Raw genomic sequence first — 22,675 nt, forward strand, 5'->3', positions numbered from 1 at the left:
AATCAGTCCAAACTTTGGGGTGCACATCACGATGGGTACCCCTTTTTATCATGCAGCCGCGACGAAGGCTCAGCCATTCCCCTCCAACCACTTCAGGAAGTCGTCGACCCGCGACCGGCTCACCACCATCTCGAACTCAGGACGCGGACGTGCCGTGATCTTCAGCCGGTTGCCCAGATATTTCACGATGCTGACGATCGCCGGCATGGCGATGATGCAACTGCGCGATATGCGGAAAAACCGCCCGGGATCCAGTTCGTCCGAAAGGACGTCGAGCGACTGATCCACAACATAGCGGTTGTTATCGCTCGTGACAAGGTAGGTGTTTTTCTCTTCCGAGTAGAAATAGGCGATGTCGGTGGTTTGTACCGGAACGATCCGGTCGTTGAAACGCACGACATAACGCTGTTTGTATTCGCGCGGGCCGCGGATCGCGTTCAGCAATACGTCGGGGTCGATGCCCCCGCTCCGCACCCGGCAACGCTCCACGGCACGCCGCAGCGCTGCGGGGTCGATCGGTTTGAGCAGATAGTCGATGCTGTTGACCTCGAACGCCCGCACGGCGTAATTGTCATATGCGGTGGTCATGATGACCCGCGCCGTCACGTCCGCCTGGCGGAATATCTCGAAGCAATCCCCGTCGGAGAGCTCCACGTCCATGAAAATCACATCGGCACTGTTCCCCGGCGTGCGCAGCCAGAGCACCGTCTCCCTGACCGAGCCGGTCGTCCCGACGATCCGTACGTCGGGAAAATGCTGGGTCAGCGCTCGCGCCAGGTTTGCCTGGGCCATCATTTCGTCTTCTACGATCAGTACGTTCATATTACAGCAACGGTAAGGTGACACAATATTCGGTATCGGTACGGCGTATCCCGATCGGGATGCCCGACAGGTCGAGGTATTGCTGGCGGATGTAGTTCAGCCCCACACGGGTCGAGGTAGTGCCGGATACCTTCAGCTGAAGGTTGTTCGACACCGTCACGGCTCCGGCCCCGGCGACGATGCGGATCACCAGCGGCCGGTCGGCCCCCACCGAGTTATGCTTGATGGCGTTTTCGATCAGCAGCTGCACCGAGCAGGGCAGGACATGGCGGTTCATGGCCTCGTCCGGAATGTCGGTCTCCACGCGAAACCCCTCGGGGAAACGCACCTGCAACAGGTCGACGTACATCCCCACGAAAGCCATCTCCTCGCGCAGGCGCACGAGCGTCTCCTCCTCGTTCTGGAGCATGTAACGGTAGATGCCCGCCAGTTTATGGATGTAGGCGCTGGCCTGCTCCGTGCGCTGCTCGCAGACCAGGCAGTCGAGGATATTGAGCGAGTTGAACAGGAAATGGGGGTTGACCTGCTGTTTGAGTTTCATGTAACGGAACTGCGCCTGGTGCGCCTTGCCGCGCTCGGCACGCAGCACGGCACGTGCGACCAGGGCGTAATCAACCATAAATACGACCGAATAGAGGGTCACCTCGACCAGCAGGGTGACGATCCACAGTTGCAGGAACTCCCGTGCGGAGAACGAGCGGTCGAAGGCGAACGGCAGGTGCAACCCCGTAATGAGCGCCACGCAGGCCGACGTGAGCAGCACGAACAGGAGGAACGCCGCGATTTCGGCGATCAGACCGTGCCGGGTTTCACGCCTGCGCGTATGCCGGACATAGATGATATTGACGCACAGCAGGATAATCAGTGCCGCGGAATTGGAAGCCAGCATGTCGGCCATGTGGTAGAGGCGGTCTGTGGAAAAGGAGGGCGAGGCGAAAAGCTCGACATAGGCCAGCCTCAGCACGAAAATCACCCCCACGGCCAGCAGCAGCAACCCGATGCGGGGCGTCCAGGCCGAGGAGCGGCTCGCCGTGTCGTCGCCGCGGCGGAACAACTTGGTGAACCACACGATGCTCCAGCCCAGAATCTCGGTGGTTATGAAGGTCGAGACGGCATGCACCACGGGCGGGGCGTGCAATAACAGCTCGATCAGCTGCGCACCGCCCGTACCCAGTAGGTAGCCGATCACGTTGACGACGATCACGCTGGCAGCGGTGAACTCCACGTTCAGGCCGCGTTTGAGGCAGATCAGCACGATCAGCACGATCGTCAGCAGCGTCAGCACCAACTCGTCGTTGATCCCCGCCAGATGGCATGAAAGGGCGACCACGGCATGGAGCACGGCGAACAGGTGGATGATTCCGGACACTTTGAGCGATCGCATATAGGCTGACTGAGGCTGTATTAAAGTATATACGGGTTTTGTTTATTTATGAATAAAGGTAGTGTTTTTCCGCGGAAATTCCAAATCGTCCCCCGCGGGCTACCGTTCGTCGCAAAAATCCGCCCGTTCATCCGGCTGAACCTTCCGTTCGTCGCCCTGCGGTTCGCCGTCCGGATTTTTTTATTAAAATTTGTATAACCTGAAAACCAACCGAAAAACCGAAATGACCAAGCCTAAACTCTCATTTTGGCAGATTTGGAACCTCAGCTTCGGCTTCCTCGGCGTGCAGATCGGATATTCGCTCCAGAATTCCAACACGTCGAGCATCTTCGAATCGCTGGGGGCAGATGTCAGCCACCTGAGCTACTTCTGGCTGGCGGCACCGCTGGCCGGCATGATCGTCCAGCCCATCGTGGGGCTTTTTTCCGACGGCACCTGGACGCGCTGGGGCCGCCGCATCCCCTACATCCTGGGCGGGTCGCTGATCTCGGCGCTGGCGCTGGTGCTCATGCCCAACTGCCCCAAACTGCTCGCCTTCGCCCCGCTCGCCATGGGGGCTTTCATCCTGCTGTTCATGGATTTGTCGTTCAACGTCACGATGCAGCCCTTCCGGGCGCTGGTGGCCGACATGCTCGACGATTCGCAGAAGACACAGGGCTACGTGGTACAAACCTTCCTGATAAACCTCGGTGCGGTCGTCGGCGCTATCCTGCCGCTCGTCATGACATGGCTCGGCGTGTCGGACGAGGCCGCTCCGGGGCATGTTTCGCCGCACATCGCCTACTCCTACTATGCCGGGGGCGCGATCCTGCTGCTCACGGTGCTCGTCACCTCGTTCAAGACACGGGAATATCCGCCCGGGGAGTTCGCCCGCTACAACAACCTCTCCGAGGAGGACGCCAAACCGGTGAGCTTCGTCGGCCTCATGCGCAACGTCCCCGGCGTGATGGTGCGGCTGGGCGTCACGCAGTTCTTCTCGTGGGCGGCGCTCTTCCTGATGTGGACTTACCTCAAACCTGCCATCACGGGTGTGGTCACCGACCATGCCACGGGCGAAGTACTCTCGGCCGGTGCCACGCAGACCTGGGTCGGCGTGCTCAACGGCACCTACCCCATCCCCGCCTGCATCGCCGCCCTGTTCCTCGGGCGCGTCGCCGCGCGCTACGGCAACAAACCCGTCTACGCGGCCTGCCTGCTCGCCGGGGCGCTGGGCTTAGCGGGGTTGTGCCTGCTGCACGACCAGTACGCGCTGATGCTCCCGATGGTGGGGATCGGCATCGCCTGGGCGGGCATCCTCGCCATGCCCTACGCCATCCTGTCGCGCGCAGTCGAGCCACGCCGCATGGGCGTATACATGGGTATCTTCAATTTCACGATCACCGTCCCCCAGATCGTCATCGGACTGACCGGCGGTGCCATCGTCAAGTACTGCTTCGCCTCCGACGCGGCCGACATGCTGGCGCTCGCCGGGGTCTTCATGCTGCTGGCCGCCGTGTCGGTCTTCCTGGTCAAAGAACACAAGGCCCAATGACCTACAATCCATAAAATCAACTTATAAACTAACCAAAATTCTTATGAAACGATTTTTAACTATGTGTGCGGGTATCTTGCTCATATGTCAATTTACCCCCCCCCTCACGCTGGCGCAAAACGCTGGTTATGAGGTTAAAGGCGTAGTTGTCGACAAGTCCGGAATGCCGATCCTGGGCGCTACCGTCGTCGAAAAGGGCACGACCAACGGCGTCTCGACGGGCATCGACGGCGACTATGCCATCCGCGCCGCCGGCCCCGAATCGGTCATCGAAGTCAGCTATGTCGGTTACAAGACCGTCAGCCTGGTGGCCAGTTCGTCGCTGCTGGCACACCTCACGCTCGAAGAGGATGCCATGGGCATCGACGACGTGGTGGTGATCGGCTACGGTTCGGTCAAGAAGAACGACATGACCGGTTCGGTCGTGGCAATCAAGGCCGAAGAGTTCAACCGCGGAGCCGTGGTCTCCACGCAGGACATGCTCAAGGGCAAGGTTCCGGGCGTACACATCATCCCCGGCGACGGCGGCCCCGGATCGAGCGCCACCATCCGCGTGCGCGGTGCGGCTTCGCTCAACGCCTCGAACGACCCGCTGATCGTGATCGACGGGGTACCCATCGCAGTCGACGGCGGCAAGGGTATGGCCAACCCGCTGGAGACGATCAACCCCAACGACATCGAATCCTTCACCGTGCTCAAGGACGCTTCGGCGGCGGCCATCTACGGTTCGCGTGCTTCGAACGGCGTCATCCTCGTCACCACCAAGAAGGGGCGCGGCAACACGCCCCGCGTATCGTACAGCGGCAGCGTGAGCGTCCAGACCAACTCCGACGAGCTGCCCGTGATGTCCCCCGGCGAGTTCCGCACCTACATCGACCAGGTATACCCCGCAGGTACGACCACGGGCGACAAGGTGCAGTCGATGCTCGGCGACAAGAACACCAACTGGCAGGACTTGGTCTTCCGCACCGCCATTTCGCATGACCACAACGTCAGCCTGATCGGCAACATCAACGACCGCATGCCCTACCGCGCATCGGTGGGCTATACCAACCAGCAGGGTACGCTCGAAACGTCGAAATACGAACGCGGGACGCTCGACCTGAGCCTCTCGCCCAACTTCTTCGACAAGCATCTCACGGTCAACCTCAACGCCAAGGGCGTCATCACGTCGCAGCGCTACGCCTCGGGCGGCGTGGTGGGTTCGGCGGCCTTCTTCAACCCCACGATCGACCCCTATTTCCGCAACGACGACGGTTCGATCGACTACACGACCACCAACGGATACTGGAACTACGGATCGGGCCGCGGCGAGGACTTCACGCCCAACACCCTGCTGGGCGCAGGCCCGCTCTCGCAGCTCTACGACCGCGACAATACGGCGCGTGCCAAGCGTTTCATCGGCAACGCCCAGATCGACTATAAGGTTCACGGCTTCGAGGCGCTGCGCTTCAACCTCAACCTCGGCCTCGACGTATCGAGCGCCAAGACCTACGACGGCGTGAACCCCGGCTCGTTCCAGGCATACACCGACACCGAGGCCCGCGGCTGGGGACAGTATTCGTGGACGACGAACTTCCGCCGCAACCAGCTGCTCGAATTCTACGCCAACTTCAACAAGGAGTGGGGCATCCACCACCTCGACGTGATGGCCGGTTATTCGTGGCAGCATTTCTACAGCTCCGACCACTCGGTATCCTATTTCAACGAAACGCACGAGCAGAAAGGCGAGGATTCGCGCTACCCGTTCAACCGCCAGGAGAATTACCTGCTCTCGTTCTACGGACGCCTGAACTATTCGATCGCCTCGAAATACCTCTTCACCTTCACGCTGCGTGACGACGCCTCATCGCGTTTCTCGAAGGATACCCGCTGGGGCCTCTTCCCTTCGGGCGCCTTTGCGTGGAACATCGCCGAGGAGAATTTCCTGAAGGATTCGCGTGCCGTCTCGGCCCTCAAGCTGCGCGTCGGCGTGGGGCAGACCGGGCAGCAGGAGATCGGCTCCAATTATCCCTACCTGGCGCGTTACTACATGTCGACCGACGTCTATAAGACCTATTACATGGGCAGCGCCGGGCACATGTTCTACCTCACGCCGGGCGCCTACGACCCCAACATCAAATGGGAGACCACGACGACCTACAACGTCGGACTCGACTTCGGGTTCCTCGGCGGCCGCATCAACGGTAGCGTCGACTGGTACCTGCGCCAGACGGACGACCTTCTGAACAGCGTCATCACCCCCATGGGCTCGAACTTCGGCAACACGGTGCTCACCAACATCGGCTCGATGGAGAACAAGGGCGTGGAATTCAACCTGAATTTCATCCCCGTGCAGACCAAGGACTGGAACCTCACGGTCGGCTTCAACGGCACGTTCCAGCACACCGAGTTCACCAAGCTCAACAACACCGACGACCCCGACTACAACATCCAGACGGGAAGCATCACCAAGGGCACGGGCAACCTGCTCCAGATCCACAAGGTAGGCTATGCGCCCTACACTTTCTACTGTTTCCAGCAGGTATACGACCAGGACGGCAATCCGATCCAGAACGCGCTGGTCGACCGTGACAAGGACGGCAAGATCACACAGGCCGACCGCTATGTGACCGACAAGAGCCCCAACCCCGACTTCTTCTACGGCATCAGCCTCAAGCTGAGCTACAAGAACTGGGACTTCGGCTTCAACGGCCACGGTTCGGCGGGCAACTGGGTCTTCAACGACTTCGCCTCGGCCAACTCGACGTCCAACATCGACATCAACGCCGGCAACCTGCCCAACTTCGCACGGCTGGTCAAGAAGACCGGCTTTACGAAGGCCAACAGCGGCGAGCAGTGGTATTCGGACATGTTCCTCGAAAACGCCTCGTTCTTCCGCATGGACGACATCAACCTCGGCTACACGTTCAACAAGATCGGCAACTGGAAGGGTTCGATGCGCGTCGCCTTCGGCGTGCAGAACGTATTCGTCATCACCGATTACAGCGGCGTAGACCCCGAAATACCGGGTGTCAACGGCATCGACGGCTCGATCTGGCCGCGCCCGCGCACCTATTCGCTGCGTCTGAATGTAAACTTCTAAAAACGAACGAACCATGAAAATCGACATAAAACATTTCGCCTTGGCGGCGGCAGGTGCAGCGATGCTGCTCACTTCGTGCATCGGGGATCTCGACACCCTGCCCCTCAACCCGTCCGACTCGACCTCGGAGACCGTCTACGGGAAAGACGAGAACGGCTACCTGGCCGGGCTCACCAAACTCTATTTCAATTTCGTCTCGAACGACACCACCGACCTGCAGGTCAGCGACGGCGGCGCCTCGGAGCTCATCCGCGCATTCTGGACGATCCAGGAGGTTACGGCCGACGCCTGCAAATGCGCCTGGGAGAACGACGCCTGGGTACGCGCCATGAATACCGACACGTGGTCCGACGCCGACAACGACGCGACCTACGCCGTCTACGTACGTACGTTGCAGGGCATCGCCTACGTGAACGAGTACCTGCGCCAGACCGCCTCGGACAAACTCTCCGACCGCGGCGTGAGCAGCGAACTGGCCGCCAGGATCCAGAGCTTCCGCGCCGAGGCCCGTTTCCTGCGCGCCTATTTCTACTGGATCGCCCTCGACGTGTTCGGCGACGTGCCGTTCACGACCGAGACCTCGCCCTTCGGCGGCGGTGTGAACCCCAAACAGGCCTCGCGCAAGGATGTCTTCGACTACTGCATCTCGGAGCTGACCGACCTGGCTTCGGACGAAAGCGCGATGCCTGCCGCACGCTCGAACTACCCGCGTGCCGACAAGGGTGCGGTCAACGGCCTGCTGGCCCGCATGTACCTCAATGCCGAGGTTTATGCCGGCACCCCGATGTGGACGGAGGCCAAATCCGCCTGCGAAGCGATCTTCGGCATGGGCTACTCGCTCTGCCCGGAGTATTCCGACCTCTTCCGCGGCGACAACGGCGAGAACGCCGACGCCCTGAAGGAGATCATCTTCGGCGTGGCATACGACGCCGAGCAGACGCAGTCCTACGGCGGCACGTCGTACCTGACGCTGGCAGCCATCGCCGCCACCGACGTGACGGCCGAACAGAAGATCAACGGCGTGAACAACGGCTGGGCCGGCATCCGCGTACCCTACGAATACGTGCAGAAATATTTCAACGCCCGCAACGCGGACTACACCACGGGCGAATATACGGTCAGTGACAAACGCGGCGGAATGTTCTACATCAAAGGCCGCCAGGAGTCGATGAACGATGCGCTCTATGTCTTCCTCAACGGGTGGACTTGCCTCAAGTTCAACAATATCCCCCACAACATGACCAACGACGAATTCCTTGCCACGGCTGCATCGAAGGCATACAGCGACATCGACTTCCCGATGATCCGCCTGGGCGAGATCTACCTGATCTACGCCGAGGCCTGCATGAACCTGGGACAGGCCAACACCGCGCTGCCGAAACTCCAGGAGCTGAGCAACCGTGCCGGGGTATCGGCCCCCTCGTCGGTCACGGCCGACTACCTACTCGAGGAGCGTGCCCGCGAGCTGATGTGGGAGGGGCACCGCCGCACCGACCTGATCCGCTACGGCAAGTTCACCACCCCGTCGTTCCTCTGGACATACAAGGGCGGCACCTTCACCGGACAGGGGTTCGATGATTACATGAAAATCTTTGCCATCCCTTCGTCGGAGCTCGCTTCCAACCCCGAACTGCACCAGAATCCCGGCTACGGAAACGCAACCGATAAATAACCAACCCTAAAAATCGTACGACTATGAAAATTACACGATATGCGATGATGCTGGCGGCTGCGACGGGACTCCTCTCCGCCTGCCAAAAGCTCGACGAGGTAAAGGCCTACGACCCCGACAAGGTCGTGGCGCCCGTGCTGCATGCGCTGCCCGGGGAGATCGTCATTACGCCCGACAACATGGGCTCGACGCAGACCTTCACCTGGGACGCCGCCGACTTCGGCGTCCGCACCCAGATCAACTACTCGATCGAAGCCTCGTACAACGACGGTGCGAAACTGGTGCTCTTCACGGGTATGGACGGCACCTCGTCCGAGCAGACCTATGAAAGCCTCAACAACATCCTTGCGCTTTCCGTCGAAGACGGCGGCCTGGGAGTACCCTCGGGCGAACCTACGGACGTGGATTTCTACATCAGCGCCACGATCGGCACCGACTTCGAAAAATTCTACTCCGCCCCCGTCACCGTCCGCATGACCGTGACCACGGCCGAGCGCACCTACCCGACGGTCTGGGTGATCGGCGATTACTGCGGCTGGAACCACGGTAACTCTCAGTTCCTGTTCAGCTTCTCGGGCGACGAGATCACCTACGAAGCCATCGTGGACTTCGGCGAAAAGGCCGCCAACGGCTTCAAGCTCACCGGCATCGCAGGCTGGGACGACACGTGCAACTGGGGCACCGACGGCGATGCCCCGGCCCCCGATCCCGAAGCAGCCTCCATCTCGCTAATCTCCAGCGGCGGCTCCGGAAACATCATGGCCTATTCCAAGCGCTTCTACCGCCTCGTATTCGACCGTTCGACATTGACGTTAAGCAACAAGCTGTCGTTCAACTCGATGGGCATTATCGGCGATGCCACCCCGGGCGGCTGGGACACCGACACGGAGATGAATTTCGACACCCAAAAACAGCGTTTCTGGGTCGACGTCACACTGAGCGCCGGGGAATTCAAATTCCGTGCGGACAACGACTGGACGATAAACTTCGGCGGGGCGGACGGACACCTTTCGCAGAACGGCGACAACATCAAGGCCACGGCGGGCAATTACCGCGTATACGCCACCCTGAACAACTCTGCGGAGATCACCTACGAACTCAATGCCGGCGACTACGGCGCGGGCGGCGGCGAAGAACCCGACCCGGGGCCGGAAACGGCCGACTGGTACATCCACGGCCAGACCGTCGCAACCCCCGACTGGGGCCCGACGGCCATGGAGAGCGCCAGCTCGAACATCGTGGCCTACAAGGCCGCAGGAATCGAGGTAGCCGCCAACTCGGAATTCCTCTTCAAGAGCGGCGACGAGTCGCAGTGGATCGGGGCCGACGCCGCATTCGCCGGCAGCAACCCCTACACCTGCACGATCGGCTCGGCCTTCAAGGTTTCCGCCGACAAGGTCAATGCCGTGATCGCCGAAGCCGGCACGTACGACTACTGGCTGCTGCCCGAGGCGGGACGCGCCTACGTGATGGCCGCAGGCGCCAAGCCCGAGCTGGTCGCCGACACATGGGGACTGGTCGGCAACATCACCGGATGGGGTGACCTGGGCGACTTCTCCATGAGCGAGGAGGGCGCGTACCTCGTTCGCAAAGGCGTAGCCCTGACCACCGCCAGCGAGTTCAAGATCCGCTTCAACAACGCCTGGGACGACTCCAAGAACTACGGCACGGCGTCGGGCGGTGCGGTCGATATCAACAAGGCCGTAGACATCATCACCAGCGGCGGTTCGCAGAACATGAAAGTCCAGCTCGACGGCACCTACGACATCTATTTCGACCTCGCGAATTCGCAGATATACATCATGTCCGAGGGCAAGACCCCGGCAGAGGCCGAATAACGGCCACCCTTTCACGGGACGGCGCACAGGCTGCCGTCCCGTTTCTGGCCTGCCGTCCCTGACCGGGCGGCAGGCCCCGAAACGAACTTTAACCAAGATTCCGCTATGAAAAAATTTCTTTTCCTGCTGCTGGCACTCGTACTTTCCGTATCCGTGTCGTGCAGCGACGACAAGACCGGCGATACCGGCGGCAGTATGCTCTCCGTGACCCCCACGGAGATAGAATTCGAAGCCGCGGGCGGCAGCCGGCTGCTCGACCTGCGCACCGATGCGGGCGCGTGGTCGCTGACGCAGAGCGACAATACCGCATGGTGCACACCGGCCCTCACATCGGGCAAAACCTCCACGTCGTTCGCGGTCACGGCGATCGCAAACGAGTCGTCGAAACGCTCCGCGACGCTTACCTTCACCGCCCCGGGCTGCGATCCGGTCGTCGTCACCGTGACACAGAGCGGCGATGCCTCCCAGGATTTCGAGGGCGAGCAGGTCGTCGCCCAGCCCGATGCGTGGGACAACCGCAAACGCGCCGACATAAGCTACCAGCTGCTGGTATACAGCTTCGCCGACGGCAACGGCGACAAGGTGGGCGACCTGCCGGGGCTGACCCGGCGGCTCGACTACATCGACGCACTCGGCGCCTCGGCCGTGTGGCTCTCACCGATCCATCCGGCGGCTTCGTACCACGGTTACGACGTGCTCGACTACGAGGCGGTCAACCCCGCCTTCGGGTCGGACGCCGACCTGAGGGCATTCATCGACGCGGCCCATGCCCGCGGCATCCGGGTCTACCTGGATTACGTGCTCAACCATACGGGCAAAGACCACCCGTGGTTCAAATCGGCCGCCGCGTCCGAAGGGAGCCCTTACCGTGACCGCTATATCTTCTCCGAAGACCCGCAGGCCGACATCGCGGCCGGGCGGATCGACCAGATCGCCACGGAAGGCGCCGCAGGCTACGATGCCGGACAATGGTTCTCGACCGACACGGGGGCGGGTGCCGCCGGGCGCTTCAAGTTCGTACTCGACTGGACAAATGCCGACAGCCCGACGGTGACCGTTACCGAAACGACCGACGCCGCGGACGCGGACAACACGCAGGGCGGCCCGGACGACAAGTACCTCTATTTCGGCAACGGCACGAGCAAACGCTTCTACACCAGGGGCGGCAACAGCTACGAACTGACGCTCGACTTCGATTCCGACTGGGGATTCCTCGTCCGCACCTCGACCACGTCGTGGGCCGCAGGCACCAAATACGGCGCCCCGGACAACCGGACGATCATCCGGTTCGGGGAGCCCTTCACCCTGACATCGAACCGCTCGGCCGACCCGGCCAACGTGCAGTTCTCGCTGCCGACGATGTACCATTCGCACTTCTGGACGGCGGCATTCGCCGACCTCAACTACGGCAAAGCCGCCGAGGCGGAGCAGTCCGGGGCGTTCAAGGCCGTCGCCGAAGCGGCTGACAAGTGGGTACGCATGGGCGTGGACGGGTTCCGCCTCGATGCCGTGAAGCACATCTACCACAACGCCTACAACGACGAGAACCCCACGTTCCTCAAGAAATTCTACGACCGCATGAACGAGACCTACAAGGCCGCCGGCGGAGAGGGCGATTTCTACATGGTGGGCGAGATGCTCGACGAAGCGGACAAGGCGGCACCCTATTACCGGGGGCTGCCGGCACTGTTCGAATTCACGTTCTGGTACAAGCTCAAATGGGCGCTGCAAAACGGCATCGGATGCTATTTCGTCAAGGACATCCTCGACGTGCAGCCCCTCTACGCACAGTACCGCAGCGATTACATCGAAGCCACGAAACTTTCGAACCACGACGAGGATCGCACGGGCTCCGACCTGGGGCAGTCCGTCGAAAAGATGAAGGTGGCGGCCGCCGTACTGCTCACGGCGCAGGGCGCACCCTACATTTACCAGGGCGAAGAGCTCGGGTACTGGGGCACCAAATCCAACGGCGACGAATATGTCCGCGCCCCGATCCTGTGGGACAAGGCGGGCAACGAACTGGCTTCGGGAAGCCTCTCAGGCAAGATCGACATGCAGATGCTGACCGCAGCGATCTCGGTCGAGGCGCAGGCCGACGACGACGGTTCGCTGCTCAACCTCTACCGCACGTTCGCCCGGCTGCGCAACACCTACCCCGTGCTGGCGCAGGGCAAGATGGTCAAACACCCGGTCTACAACGACGGCAACACCTCGCAGCAATCCATCGCGGCCTGGTACCGCGAGCTGGACGGCGAACGGATGCTCGTCGTGCACAACTTCGGCCGGGAGGAGCAGATACTGACCCTTACCGACCAACCGGACAAGGCCGTAGGCGTCTCAGGTGAAGTGAAGCTCCAGCGCGGCGACGCTTCGTCGAAACTGCTCATGGGTGCCTGGTCGTCGGTCGTGTTCACGCTCTAAACGACCCGCCATGAAACGGTTGCCCGCATTACTTCTCGCAATGGTACTGGTTGCCTGCGGCACACGGCCGCAGCAACCGGCCGCCCACCCCGACTGGAGTTACAACTCGGTCGTCTACGAAATGAACGTGCGCCAGTACACCCCCGAAGGGACGCTGACGGCAGCCGCACGCGAACTGCCCCGGCTCAGAGAACTGGGCGTGGACGTCGTCTGGCTGATGCCCGTCTACCCCATCGGCGTCAAGGAGCGCAAGGGAACCCTCGGCTCGTACTACGCCATCTCCGACTACGAAGCCGTCAACCCCGAATTCGGCACGCTGGAGGATTTCGACCGGTTCGTAGCCGACGCCCACAGACTCGGGCTGCGCGTAATCCTGGACTGGGTGGCCAACCACACCTCGCCCGATGCCCGCTGGATCGAGGAGCATCCGGCCGACTGGTATGTGCGCGACTCGCTGGGCAACACCATCGTGCAGTACGACTGGACGGACATCGCCAAGCTCGACTACGGCAACACGGACATGCGTGCCGCAATGGCGGCCGCCATGCGTTTCTGGCTCAACCGCGGCATCGACGGATTCCGCTGCGACATGGCGTGCGAGGTACCCATCGACTTCTGGCAGCAGACGCTGCCCGCACTGCGGAAGGAGTACCCCGGCATCTACCTGCTCGCCGAGGGCGAAGCCCCCGCATTGCACGACGGGGCGTTCGACGCCTCGTATGCGTGGGAACTGCACCACCTGCTGAACGACATCGCACAGGGACGCAAAAGCGCCGCAGACCTGCGTGCCTACGTCGCCAGAGACTCCGCTGCCATGCCGCGCGAGGCGTTCCGCCTGATGTTCACCTCGAACCACGACGAAAACTCGTGGGCCGGGACGGAATTCGAGCGCATGGGCGACGCAGCACGCGTGATGGCGTTGCTGACCTTCACGCTGCCCAACGGGCAGCCGCTCGTCTATACCGGACAGGAGATGGGGTTCGACCACCGCTTCGAGTTCTTCGAGAAAGACCCCGTACCCGCGTGGGAACATAACGGGTTTACGGATTTCTACACCGCACTGATCCGGCTGCGCCACGAGAACCCGGCGCTCGCGGCCGGAGAACGCGGCGGGCAGGCCGCATACCCGCTCGGAGAACGAACACCCGACGGCCTGATGCTGTTTTCCCGCACGGCCGGCGGCAACGAGGTGACAGTCGCTGCGAACCTCAGCGCGGAGGAGGTCGCATTCGACCTGCCGTTCGAGGGCTCGCGCCGCGAGTTCTTCACCGGGAAGGAATACACGGGCGGCACCCGCACCGTGCTTCCCGCATGGCAGTGGCTGGTCTTCGCACAAGACAGGAGATAAGGGTTGCGGACATGCGCCGGGGATGCGCGGAAACAGCGCCGGGAACCCGATAGCACCCGACGGGAATAGACAGTAAACCATCCGAGAAGCACGGGGATGCGCATGAGAAGCACAAGGATGCCCCGGGCGAAACGGGAATCGCTGGAAACCGATTTTTTGCTAACTTTACAAACGACGATATTTTGAACCGATTTTTCATGACACTCGCAGCAGCCGGACTGCTCTCCTGCACAGGGACAGGACAGTCCGCATTCGACCCCGCCTCGGTGGCAGACGCCTCGGGCGAGGTTACCCGCGTCGAACCCCTCTCGTGGTGGACGGGAATGCAGACCCCGCTCCAGTTGCTCGTCAACGGGGCCGGCATCGCGGCATACGACGTCCGCATCGAAGGCGGACAGGGCGTCGGGGTGAAGGCCCGCCACAAGGCCGACAGTCCCAATTACCTATTCGTGGACGTGGAGGTGAAACCCGACGCGGAGCCGGGCACCTACTACCTCGTATTCTCGCAGGGGGAACGGCAGTTCAAGGTTCCCTATGAGATCGCGGCACGCGCCGAAGGCTCGGCCGCACGCAAGAGTTTCACCACGGCCGACATGATCTACCTCCTGATGCCCGACCGCTTCGCCAACGGCGATGCGTCGAACGACTCGACGCCCCACACGCGGGAGCGCGCCGACCGCAGCGCCTTCTTCGGCCGCCACGGGGGCGACCTGCAGGGGATGATCGACCACCTGGATTACATCGCAGGGCTGGGCGCCACGGCCGTATGGCCCACGCCGCTGCTGCTGGACGACGAACCCGAAGGTTCGTACCACGGCTACGCCTGCGGCGACTACTACCGCATAGACCCCCGGTTCGGCTCGAACGAACTGTATCGGGAGTTCGTCGGCAAAGCCCACGAGCACGGGCTGAAGGTGATTATGGACATCGTCACCAACCACTGCGGCACGGGCCACTGGTGGATGAAAGACCTACCTTTCAGGGACTGGATACACCAGTTCCCCGAATACACCGGGACGAACGTCTGCTTCTCGACGAACATGGATCCCAACGCTTCGCGCTACGACCTCGACCTGCAGGAGAGCGGCTGGTTCGTGCCGTCGATGCCCGACATGAACCTCGACAATCCCTACGTGCTGCAATATTTCAAGCAATGGGCCGTGTGGTGGATCGAGTATGCCGGCCTGGACGGGTTCCGCGTCGACACCTACCCCTACAACGAGAAGGTGCCGATGAGCGAGTGGTGCGCGGCCGTACGCAGGGAATACCCTGATTTCAACATCGTGGGCGAATGCTGGACGTCGTCGATCCCGCAACTGGCATACTGGCAGGGCGGCAATCCCAACAAGGACGGCTTCGACTCACACCTGCCGTCGATCATGGATTTCCCGCTGCAGGAGGCCATCTGCCGGGCGCTGCCCACCGACTCGCTCCGCTGGGGCGAGGGCATGACGCGCGTCTACGACTGCCTGTCGCACGATTTCGTCTACCATGACCTGTCGAAAATGATGATCTTCGTCGCCAACCACGACACCGACCGCATCGGCGACATCGTACGCAGAAACCCCGACCGGCTGAAACTCTCGATGGCGATGCTGGCCACGATGCGCGGCATCCCGCAGATATTCTCGGGCGACGAGATGATGTTCACCTCGAAAGACCTCTCGCAGGGACACGGCGGGCTGCGCGTGGATTTCCCCGGCGGCTGGGAGGGCGACGCGGTGAACCTGTTCGACCCCGCGCAGCGCGATGCGGTACAGGCGGGGCTCTTCGACTACACGCAGCGGCTCTTCCAATGGCGCAAGTCGAAGCCCGTGATCCACAACGGCCGCACGATGCACTTCCTCTCGCGCGACAACACCTACGCCTATTTCCGTTATGACGACACCGACGCGGTATTCGTCTTCATCAACAACTCGCGGGGCAAGAAACAGGTGCCGTGGTCGCACTATGCCGAGATCGCCTCGGGGCTAAGCGACGGGCGCAACGTCCTGACGGGCGAAGCCACGGAGGTGGACGATGCCACCACGGTCGGCCCGCGGCAGGCGCTGATCGTAGAATTCAAACGTAAATAACAAGACCGAACCATGAAGAAAATATTTTTATATATCTCCGCGCTGCTGGCCGGTGCAGCCTGCACGGCACAGGAGACGCTCCTCTCGCCCGACGGCCGCCTCCGCCTGGAATTCAGCCTGGCGGATGGAGGCCGCCCCACCTATACGCTCGATTACAAGGAGCGCCCCGTGATCCTGCCCAGCGGCATGGGGCTCGAACTGCGCGGCGAAGCCCCGAAGCTGGAATTCGGAGCTGAAATCCGCAAGGGCGAACCGGGGCGCCCGGTATCGCTCTACGACGGGTTCACCCTCGGGCAGGTGGCCCGCAGCGAGTCCGACCAGACATGGCGTCCCGTATGGGGCGAGCAGGCCGAGATCCGCGACCGCTATAACGAAATGGCCGTCACGCTGCGGCAGGCCGCGACAGGCCGCGACATGACGATCCGCTTCCGGCTCTACGACGACGGGCTCGGATTCCGCTACGAATTCCCCGAACAGGAGTCGCTGACCTATTTCGTCATCGGCGAGGAGAAAACACAGTTCGCCATGACGGGCGACCACACGGCGTTCTGGATCCCGGGCGACTACGACACGCAGGAGTACGACTACACGGAGTCGAAGCTCTCGCAGATACGGGAGCTGATGCCCGGCGCCATCACGCCCAACTCGTCGCAGACGCCCTTCTCGCCCACGGGCGTACAGACGGCCCTGCAGATGAAGAGCGACGACGGGCTCTACATCAACATCCACGAAGCGGCGCTGGTCGACTATGCGTGCATGCACCTCGACCTGGACGACCGGAATTTCATCTTCACCTCGCACCTTACGCCCGACGCACAGGGGTGGAAAGGCTACATGCAGGCGCCCTGCCATACCCCGTGGCGCACGGTGACGGTCTCGGACGACGCCCGCGACATCCTCGCCTCGCATTTGATCCTGAACCTCAACGAGCCGTGCGCCTATGACGACACCTCGTGGATCAAGCCCGTGAAATACATGGGCGTATGGTGGGAAATGATCACCGGCAAGAGCGACTGGGCCTATACGCGCGACGTGCCGTCGGTACAGCTCGGCGTGACGGATTACGCCCGATGCAGGCCCAGCGGCCGCCACGGCGCCAACAACGAGAACGTGAAGCGGTACATCGACTTCGCGGCGGCACACGGGTTCGACCAGCTGCTCGTCGAAGGCTGGAACGTCGGCTGGGAGGACTGGTTCGGGCACACGAAGGATTACGTCTTCGATTTCGTGACCCCCTACCCCGATTTCGACATCGCCGCACTGAACGAATATGCGCACGGGAAAGGCATCCGGCTGATGATGCACCATGAAACGTCGGCTTCGGTGCGCAACTACGAACGCCACCTGGAAGCGGCCTACCGCCTGATGAACAAATACGGGTACAACTCGGTCAAGAGCGGGTACGTGGGCGACATCCTGCCCCGCGGCGAGCACCATTACGGGCAGTGGATGAACAACCACTACCTCTATGCCGTCCGCCGGGCCGCCGACCACAAGATCATGGTCAACGCCCACGAGGCGGTGCGCCCAACGGGCCTCTGCCGCACCTACCCCAACCTGATCGGCAACGAGTCGGCACGCGGCACGGAGTACCAGGCGTTCGGCGGCTCGAAGCCCCACCATGTGACGATCCTGCCCTTCACGCGCCTGCAGGGCGGCCCGATGGACTACACACCCGGCATCTTCGTGATGGACGTCGCGGAGGTCAACCCCGGCAACCACTCGCACGTCAACGCGACGCTCGCCAACCAGCTGGCGTTGTACGTGACGATGTACTCGCCGCTGCAGATGGCGGCAGACCTGCCCGAACACTATGAAAAATACATGGACGCGTTCCAATTCATCAAGGACGTGGCCATCGATTGGGACGAGAGCCGCTACCTGCTGGCCGAGCCGGGCGACTACATCGTCGTGGCGCGCAAGGCCAAAGGCACGGGCGAGTGGTTCGTGGGCGGCGTGACGGACGAGAACCGCCGTACGGTGACGCTCCCGTTCGACTACCTCGCCCCCGGCAAGGAGTATGTGGCGACGCTCTACGCCGATGCCCCCGATGCCGATTACCAGACCAATCCGCAGGCGTATGTCATCCGCACCGGGAAGGTCGGACAACGCACGGAACTCGACGTGGAGATGGCGCGCGGCGGAGGCTTTGCAATCTCCATACGCGAGGCAACCGACGCAGACCGCAAACTCCGCAGGCTGAAATAACGGAATTTGCCGTTCGCACGGCGATCATGCCGGGAGCCCGCACAGCCGGCGCCGGTGCAGAACCCGTCCCCCGGCACGGCCGCGGACGGCAGCAGACCGCCCGGCCTCCACTGCCAGTAGGCACGCGACACTCGGCAATGTCCGGCAGCGGCAACGGAATGCCCGCACAGCCCCCTCAAAAAATCCTTTGCCCCTTGTTCCATAGGAACAGGGGCTTTTTTATGCGTATTTTTAAATTATTTTGCTATTTTTGCCCTCGGTACCACCCAATATTCACGCTCAAAATCAAAACCATGACACTCAACGAATACCAGCAGCACGCACTCGAAACGGCAATCTATCCCGAAAATCGTCGCATCATCTACCCCACGCTCGGGCTTACGGGCGAGGCGGGCGAAGTGGCCGACAAGGTCAAAAAGGTCATCCGCGACGCCCACGAGGAGTTCTCGGACGAGAAGCGGCTGGAGATCGTCAAGGAGATCGGCGACGTATTGTGGTACTGCGCGACGCTCGCCCGCGACCTGGGGTACGAACTGGACGACGTGGCGCAGATGAACGTCGACAAACTCCGCTCGCGCATGCAACGCCACATCATCTCGGGCAGCGGCGACAACCGCTAAGGACATGGAAGATTATATCTTACGGGAGATCAACAGGATCGGGGAGCTGATCGCCGCCCTGATGGCCAAAATCGGGCTGATGAGACAATCAGCCTCCCCGGAGCAGATACGGACGACGGCCAAGACGGAGCTGGCCGAGAAACTGGACATCGACATCGACACGTTGCTGGATGAGGCGGATTTCATCGGCCGGCTTACGGACGAATACGGGTTCGGCGACCAGGAACTGGACAAGTTCGCCGAACTGCTCTTCGACATGGCGGCCGCATCGGAGCAGCACGCGGAACGGCTGCGCCTCGCGGCTGCCGTCGGCGCGATATACAGTTATCTCGACGCAAAGAAAGCCCCGGCGTCGCTGAACCGCTACTACATTCTCAAAGACCTGGACAAGTACATCAAAGAACCTTAATAAATGGAACAGGAAAAACAACTTACGTCATTGCCCGAGAACGCCTACCGGGAACTCAAACCGGGCGAAGAGTACACGCCCATCATGCCCGCCTCATCGTCGCCCAGGGAGGTGACGCCCTACTCGGTCACGATGGGTATCGTCATGGCCATCGTCTTCTCGGCCGCCGCGGCCTTCCTCGGCCTGAAGGTCGGGCAGGTATTCGAAGCGGCGATCCCGATCGCCATCATCGCCGTCGGCATGGGCAACGTGATGGGTAAGAGGAACATGCTGGGACAGAACGTCATCATCCAGTCGATCGGCGCCTCGTCGGGTGTGATCGTCGCGGGTGCCATCTTCACCCTCCCGGCGCTCTACATCCTCGGGCTCGACGCGGCATTTTACCAGGTGTTCCTCTCGTCGCTCTTCGGCGGGCTGCTGGGCATCGTGCTGCTGATCCCGTTCCGCAAATATTTCGTCAAGGAGATGCACGGGAAATACCCCTTCCCCGAGGCTACGGCCACGACCGAGGTGCTGATCTCGGGCGAGAAGGGCGGCAACCAGGCCAAACTGCTGGCCGTGGCAGGTCTCATAGGCGGCCTCTACGACTTCGCGGTAGGCACGTTCGGCATGTGGACGGAGTCGGTATCGACGCGCATCTGTGCGTGGGGACAGGTGGCAGCCGACAAGTTCAAGGTGGTATTCTCGCTCAACACGTCGGCCGCCGTATTGGGCCTGGGCTACATCATCGGATTGAAATACGCCATGATCATCACGGCGGGTTCGTGCCTGGTGTGGTTCCTCGTCGTACCGCTCGTCGGGTCGCTGGCCGACACGATCGACCCGGCGGCCATGGCCTCGCTGCTGGGCGTGACGCGCGCCGACATCCTCGCCGACCCCGCCAGCATCTTCACGGCAGAAAACCTCTTCGCCTTCATCGGCAAACCGCTCGGCATCGGAGGCATCGCCATGGCGGGCATCATCGGCATCGTCAAGCAGTCGAAGATCATCCGCCAGGCCGTAGGGCTGGCCGTATCGGAACTGGGGGGGGGCAACAAAACCGCCCCGGCTGCGGTAGAACGCACGCAGCGCGACCTGACGATGAAGCGGATCCTCACGATCCTGATCGCCACGCTCATCTCGGTCTTCGTATTCTTCCACTTCGGCCTGCTGGACGGCTGGATACAATCCGTCACGGCCATCCTGATCGTCTTCGTCATCGCGTTCCTCTTCACGACCGTGGCGGCCAACGCCATCGCCATTGTCGGCACGAACCCCGTGTCGGGCATGACGCTGATGACGCTGATCCTCTCGTCGCTGGTATTGGTGAGCGTCGGGCTGAACGGCACGACGGGCATGACGGCGGCGCTGATCATCGGCGGCGTGGTCTGCACGGCGCTCTCGATGGCCGGAGGGTTCATCACCGACCTGAAGATCGGTTACTGGCTCGGCACGACGCCCCGCAAGCAGGAGGCCTGGAAATTCCTCGGCACGTTCGTTGCTGCGGCGACCGTGGCGGGCGTGATGATCATCCTCAACAAATCGTACGGGTTCGTGGGCGAAGGCGCCCTCGTAGCCCCGCAGGCCAACGCCATGGCAGCGGTAATTCAGCCCCTGATGACGGGCGGGCAGACCCCGTGGATGCTCTACTTCTGCGGCGCGGCACTGGCGCTGGTGCTGACCTCGATCGGTGTTCCGGCCCTCGCATTCGCGCTGGGCATGTTCATCCCGATGGAGCTGAACGCACCGCTGGTCGTGGGCGGCCTGGTGGCATGGTTCGTATCGAACCGTTCGAAGGACGAGGGGCTCAACAAGGCGCGTTTCGACCGCGGAACGCTCATCGCCTCGGGCTTCATCGCCGGCGGCGCGCTGATGGGCGTGGTGAGCGCCCTGCTCAAGTTCGCCGAGGTGGACTGGTTCCTGAGCGGCTGGGCGGACTCGAACGCCGCCGAGTGGACGGGGCTGGCGATGTACCTCGTACTGATCGGCTATTTCGCATGGCACACGCTCCGGGCAAAAAAAGAGGAATAAACCATAAACAGATATTGTCATGGATTTAAAAGAAAGATTCCTGAAATACGTCTCCTACGACACCCAGTCGTCGGAGGAGAGCACGACGTTCCCTTCGACCGAAAAACAGAAAGTACTGCTGGCCGCCCTGCGCGACGAAATGGAGGCATTGGGCATGACCGAGGTCTCGATGGATCAGTACGGTTACGTGATGGGCACCGTCCCTGCGACGCCGGGTTGCGAGAATGCCCCGGTGATCGGGTTCATCGCCCATGTGGACACCTCGCCCGACATGAGCGGCAAGGACGTCAAACCCCGCGTCATCGAGGAGTACGACGGCTGCGACATCGCACTGAACGGCCAGCTGACGATGCGGGTCGCGGATTTCCCCGAGCTGGAGTTCTTCAAGGGGCACACGCTGATCCATACCGACGGCACGACGCTGCTGGGTGCCGACGACAAGGCGGGCGTGGCGGAAATCATGACCGCCGCCGAGTACCTGCTCGCACACCCGGAGGTGAAACACGGCAAAATCCGCATCGGCTTCACGCCCGACGAGGAGGTGGGCCGCGGGGTCGATTTCTTCGACGTCAGGGCCTTCGGCGCCGACTTCGCCTACACGGTAGACGGCGGTATGGAGGGTGAGCTGGAGTACGAGAACTTCAACGCCGCGAGCGCCAAAATCGACATCCAGGGGCGCAACGTCCACCCGGGATACGCCAAGAACAAGATGGTCAATGCGCTCGACGTGGCGTGCGAACTGCAAGGGCTGCTGCCGGCCGCCGAACGTCCGCAGTACACCGAAGGATACGAAGGGTTCTACCACTGCGTAGGGCTGAACGGCACGGTCGAGAAAGCCTCGGTCAGCTATATCATCCGCGACCACGATGCGGAGAAATTCGAGCAGAAAAAGGTATTCATGTGGGCCTGCGTCGACCTTTTGAAGAAGAAATACGGCGACGGGGTGCTGACCCTGACGCTCAAAGACCAGTATTTCAACATGCGCAAGATGGTCGAGCCGCACCCGCAGGTGATCGACAAGGCGCTCAGGGCCATGGAAATGGCCGGCGTGAACCCGATCGTACGCCCCATACGCGGCGGTACGGACGGCGCACGCCTGTCGTTCATGGGGCTGCCCTGCCCCAACCTCTTCACGGGGGGCATGAACTTCCACGGCAAATTCGAATATTGCTCGCTCACCACTATGCACAAGGCAGTGCAGGTGATCCTGAACCTGGCGCAGTTGTGGGCGGAATAACATAACGTATAT

14 protein-coding genes are annotated in these 22,675 nt (G+C 61.8%); 12 read left to right on the forward strand and 2 right to left on the reverse strand.

Annotated features, from left to right (window positions below; all coding sequences use genetic code 11):
• Nucleotides 1-69: 69 nt before the first annotated feature.
• Together QVP03_RS04895 and QVP03_RS04900 are read right to left on the reverse strand one after the other, a co-directional pair.
• Complete coding sequence (locus QVP03_RS04895) at nucleotides 70-822, reverse strand: LytR/AlgR family response regulator transcription factor (protein WP_022332448.1); 753 nt, start codon at nucleotides 820-822, stop codon at nucleotides 70-72.
• Between the two features lies 1 nt (nucleotide 823).
• Entirely contained in the window at nucleotides 824-2,206 is a 1,383-nt protein-coding gene (locus QVP03_RS04900) for a sensor histidine kinase (RefSeq protein WP_022332449.1), read from the reverse strand.
• Between the two features lie 223 nt (nucleotides 2,207-2,429).
• Here QVP03_RS04900 and QVP03_RS04905 point away from each other — a divergent pair, with 223 nt between their 5' ends.
• The 12 genes from QVP03_RS04905 to pepT all read left to right on the forward strand — a co-directional run bounded on the left by QVP03_RS04905 (nucleotide 2,430) and on the right by pepT (nucleotide 22,663).
• Complete coding sequence (locus tag QVP03_RS04905) at nucleotides 2,430-3,737, forward strand: MFS transporter (protein WP_022332450.1); 1,308 nt, start codon at nucleotides 2,430-2,432, stop codon at nucleotides 3,735-3,737.
• A gap of 43 nt (nucleotides 3,738-3,780) precedes the next feature.
• Nucleotides 3,781-6,822: a SusC/RagA family TonB-linked outer membrane protein gene (locus QVP03_RS04910; protein ID WP_026318237.1), complete on the forward strand. Its 3,042-nt coding sequence runs from the start codon at nucleotides 3,781-3,783 to the stop codon at nucleotides 6,820-6,822.
• Nucleotides 6,823-6,835: 13 nt separating this feature from the next.
• Entirely contained in the window at nucleotides 6,836-8,494 is a 1,659-nt protein-coding gene (locus QVP03_RS04915; RefSeq protein ID WP_022332452.1) for a RagB/SusD family nutrient uptake outer membrane protein, read from the forward strand.
• A gap of 23 nt (nucleotides 8,495-8,517) precedes the next feature.
• Entirely contained in the window at nucleotides 8,518-10,332 is a 1,815-nt protein-coding gene (locus QVP03_RS04920; protein ID WP_022332453.1) for a SusE domain-containing protein, read from the forward strand.
• A 105-nt stretch (nucleotides 10,333-10,437) separates the two neighbouring features.
• Nucleotides 10,438-12,756 (forward strand): alpha-amylase family glycosyl hydrolase, encoded by a 2,319-nt coding sequence (locus QVP03_RS04925; RefSeq protein WP_022332454.1) that lies wholly within the window; start codon nucleotides 10,438-10,440, stop codon nucleotides 12,754-12,756.
• Between the two features lie 40 nt (nucleotides 12,757-12,796).
• Nucleotides 12,797-14,104, forward strand: a complete 1,308-nt coding sequence (locus tag QVP03_RS04930) for an alpha-amylase family glycosyl hydrolase (RefSeq protein WP_117506445.1) — start codon at nucleotides 12,797-12,799, stop codon at nucleotides 14,102-14,104.
• Between the two features lie 197 nt (nucleotides 14,105-14,301).
• The gene (locus tag QVP03_RS04935) at nucleotides 14,302-16,179 is read left to right on the forward strand and encodes a glycoside hydrolase family 13 protein (protein ID WP_022332456.1); all 1,878 of its coding nucleotides are present in this window, start codon (nucleotides 14,302-14,304) and stop codon (nucleotides 16,177-16,179) included.
• Between the two features lie 12 nt (nucleotides 16,180-16,191).
• On the forward strand, nucleotides 16,192-18,387 hold the full coding sequence (locus QVP03_RS04940; protein ID WP_022332457.1) for a glycoside hydrolase family 97 protein: 2,196 nt from the start codon (nucleotides 16,192-16,194) through the stop codon (nucleotides 18,385-18,387).
• Nucleotides 18,388-18,680: 293 nt separating this feature from the next.
• Complete coding sequence (locus QVP03_RS04945) at nucleotides 18,681-19,007, forward strand: nucleoside triphosphate pyrophosphohydrolase family protein (protein ID WP_022332459.1); 327 nt, start codon at nucleotides 18,681-18,683, stop codon at nucleotides 19,005-19,007.
• A 4-nt stretch (nucleotides 19,008-19,011) separates the two neighbouring features.
• On the forward strand, nucleotides 19,012-19,416 hold the full coding sequence (locus QVP03_RS04950) for a hypothetical protein (RefSeq protein ID WP_022332460.1): 405 nt from the start codon (nucleotides 19,012-19,014) through the stop codon (nucleotides 19,414-19,416).
• 3 nt (nucleotides 19,417-19,419) lie between these two features.
• Complete coding sequence (locus QVP03_RS04955; protein ID WP_022332461.1) at nucleotides 19,420-21,426, forward strand: OPT family oligopeptide transporter; 2,007 nt, start codon at nucleotides 19,420-19,422, stop codon at nucleotides 21,424-21,426.
• 19 nt (nucleotides 21,427-21,445) lie between these two features.
• A complete protein-coding gene (gene pepT / locus QVP03_RS04960) occupies nucleotides 21,446-22,663 on the forward strand; it encodes a peptidase T (RefSeq protein ID WP_022332462.1) in 1,218 nt (405 codons plus the stop codon).
• Nucleotides 22,664-22,675 lie beyond the last annotated feature (12 nt).

This window comes from Alistipes sp. CAG:29, from assembly GCF_000435435.1.
Lineage (GTDB): Bacteria > Bacteroidota > Bacteroidia > Bacteroidales > Rikenellaceae > Alistipes > Alistipes onderdonkii.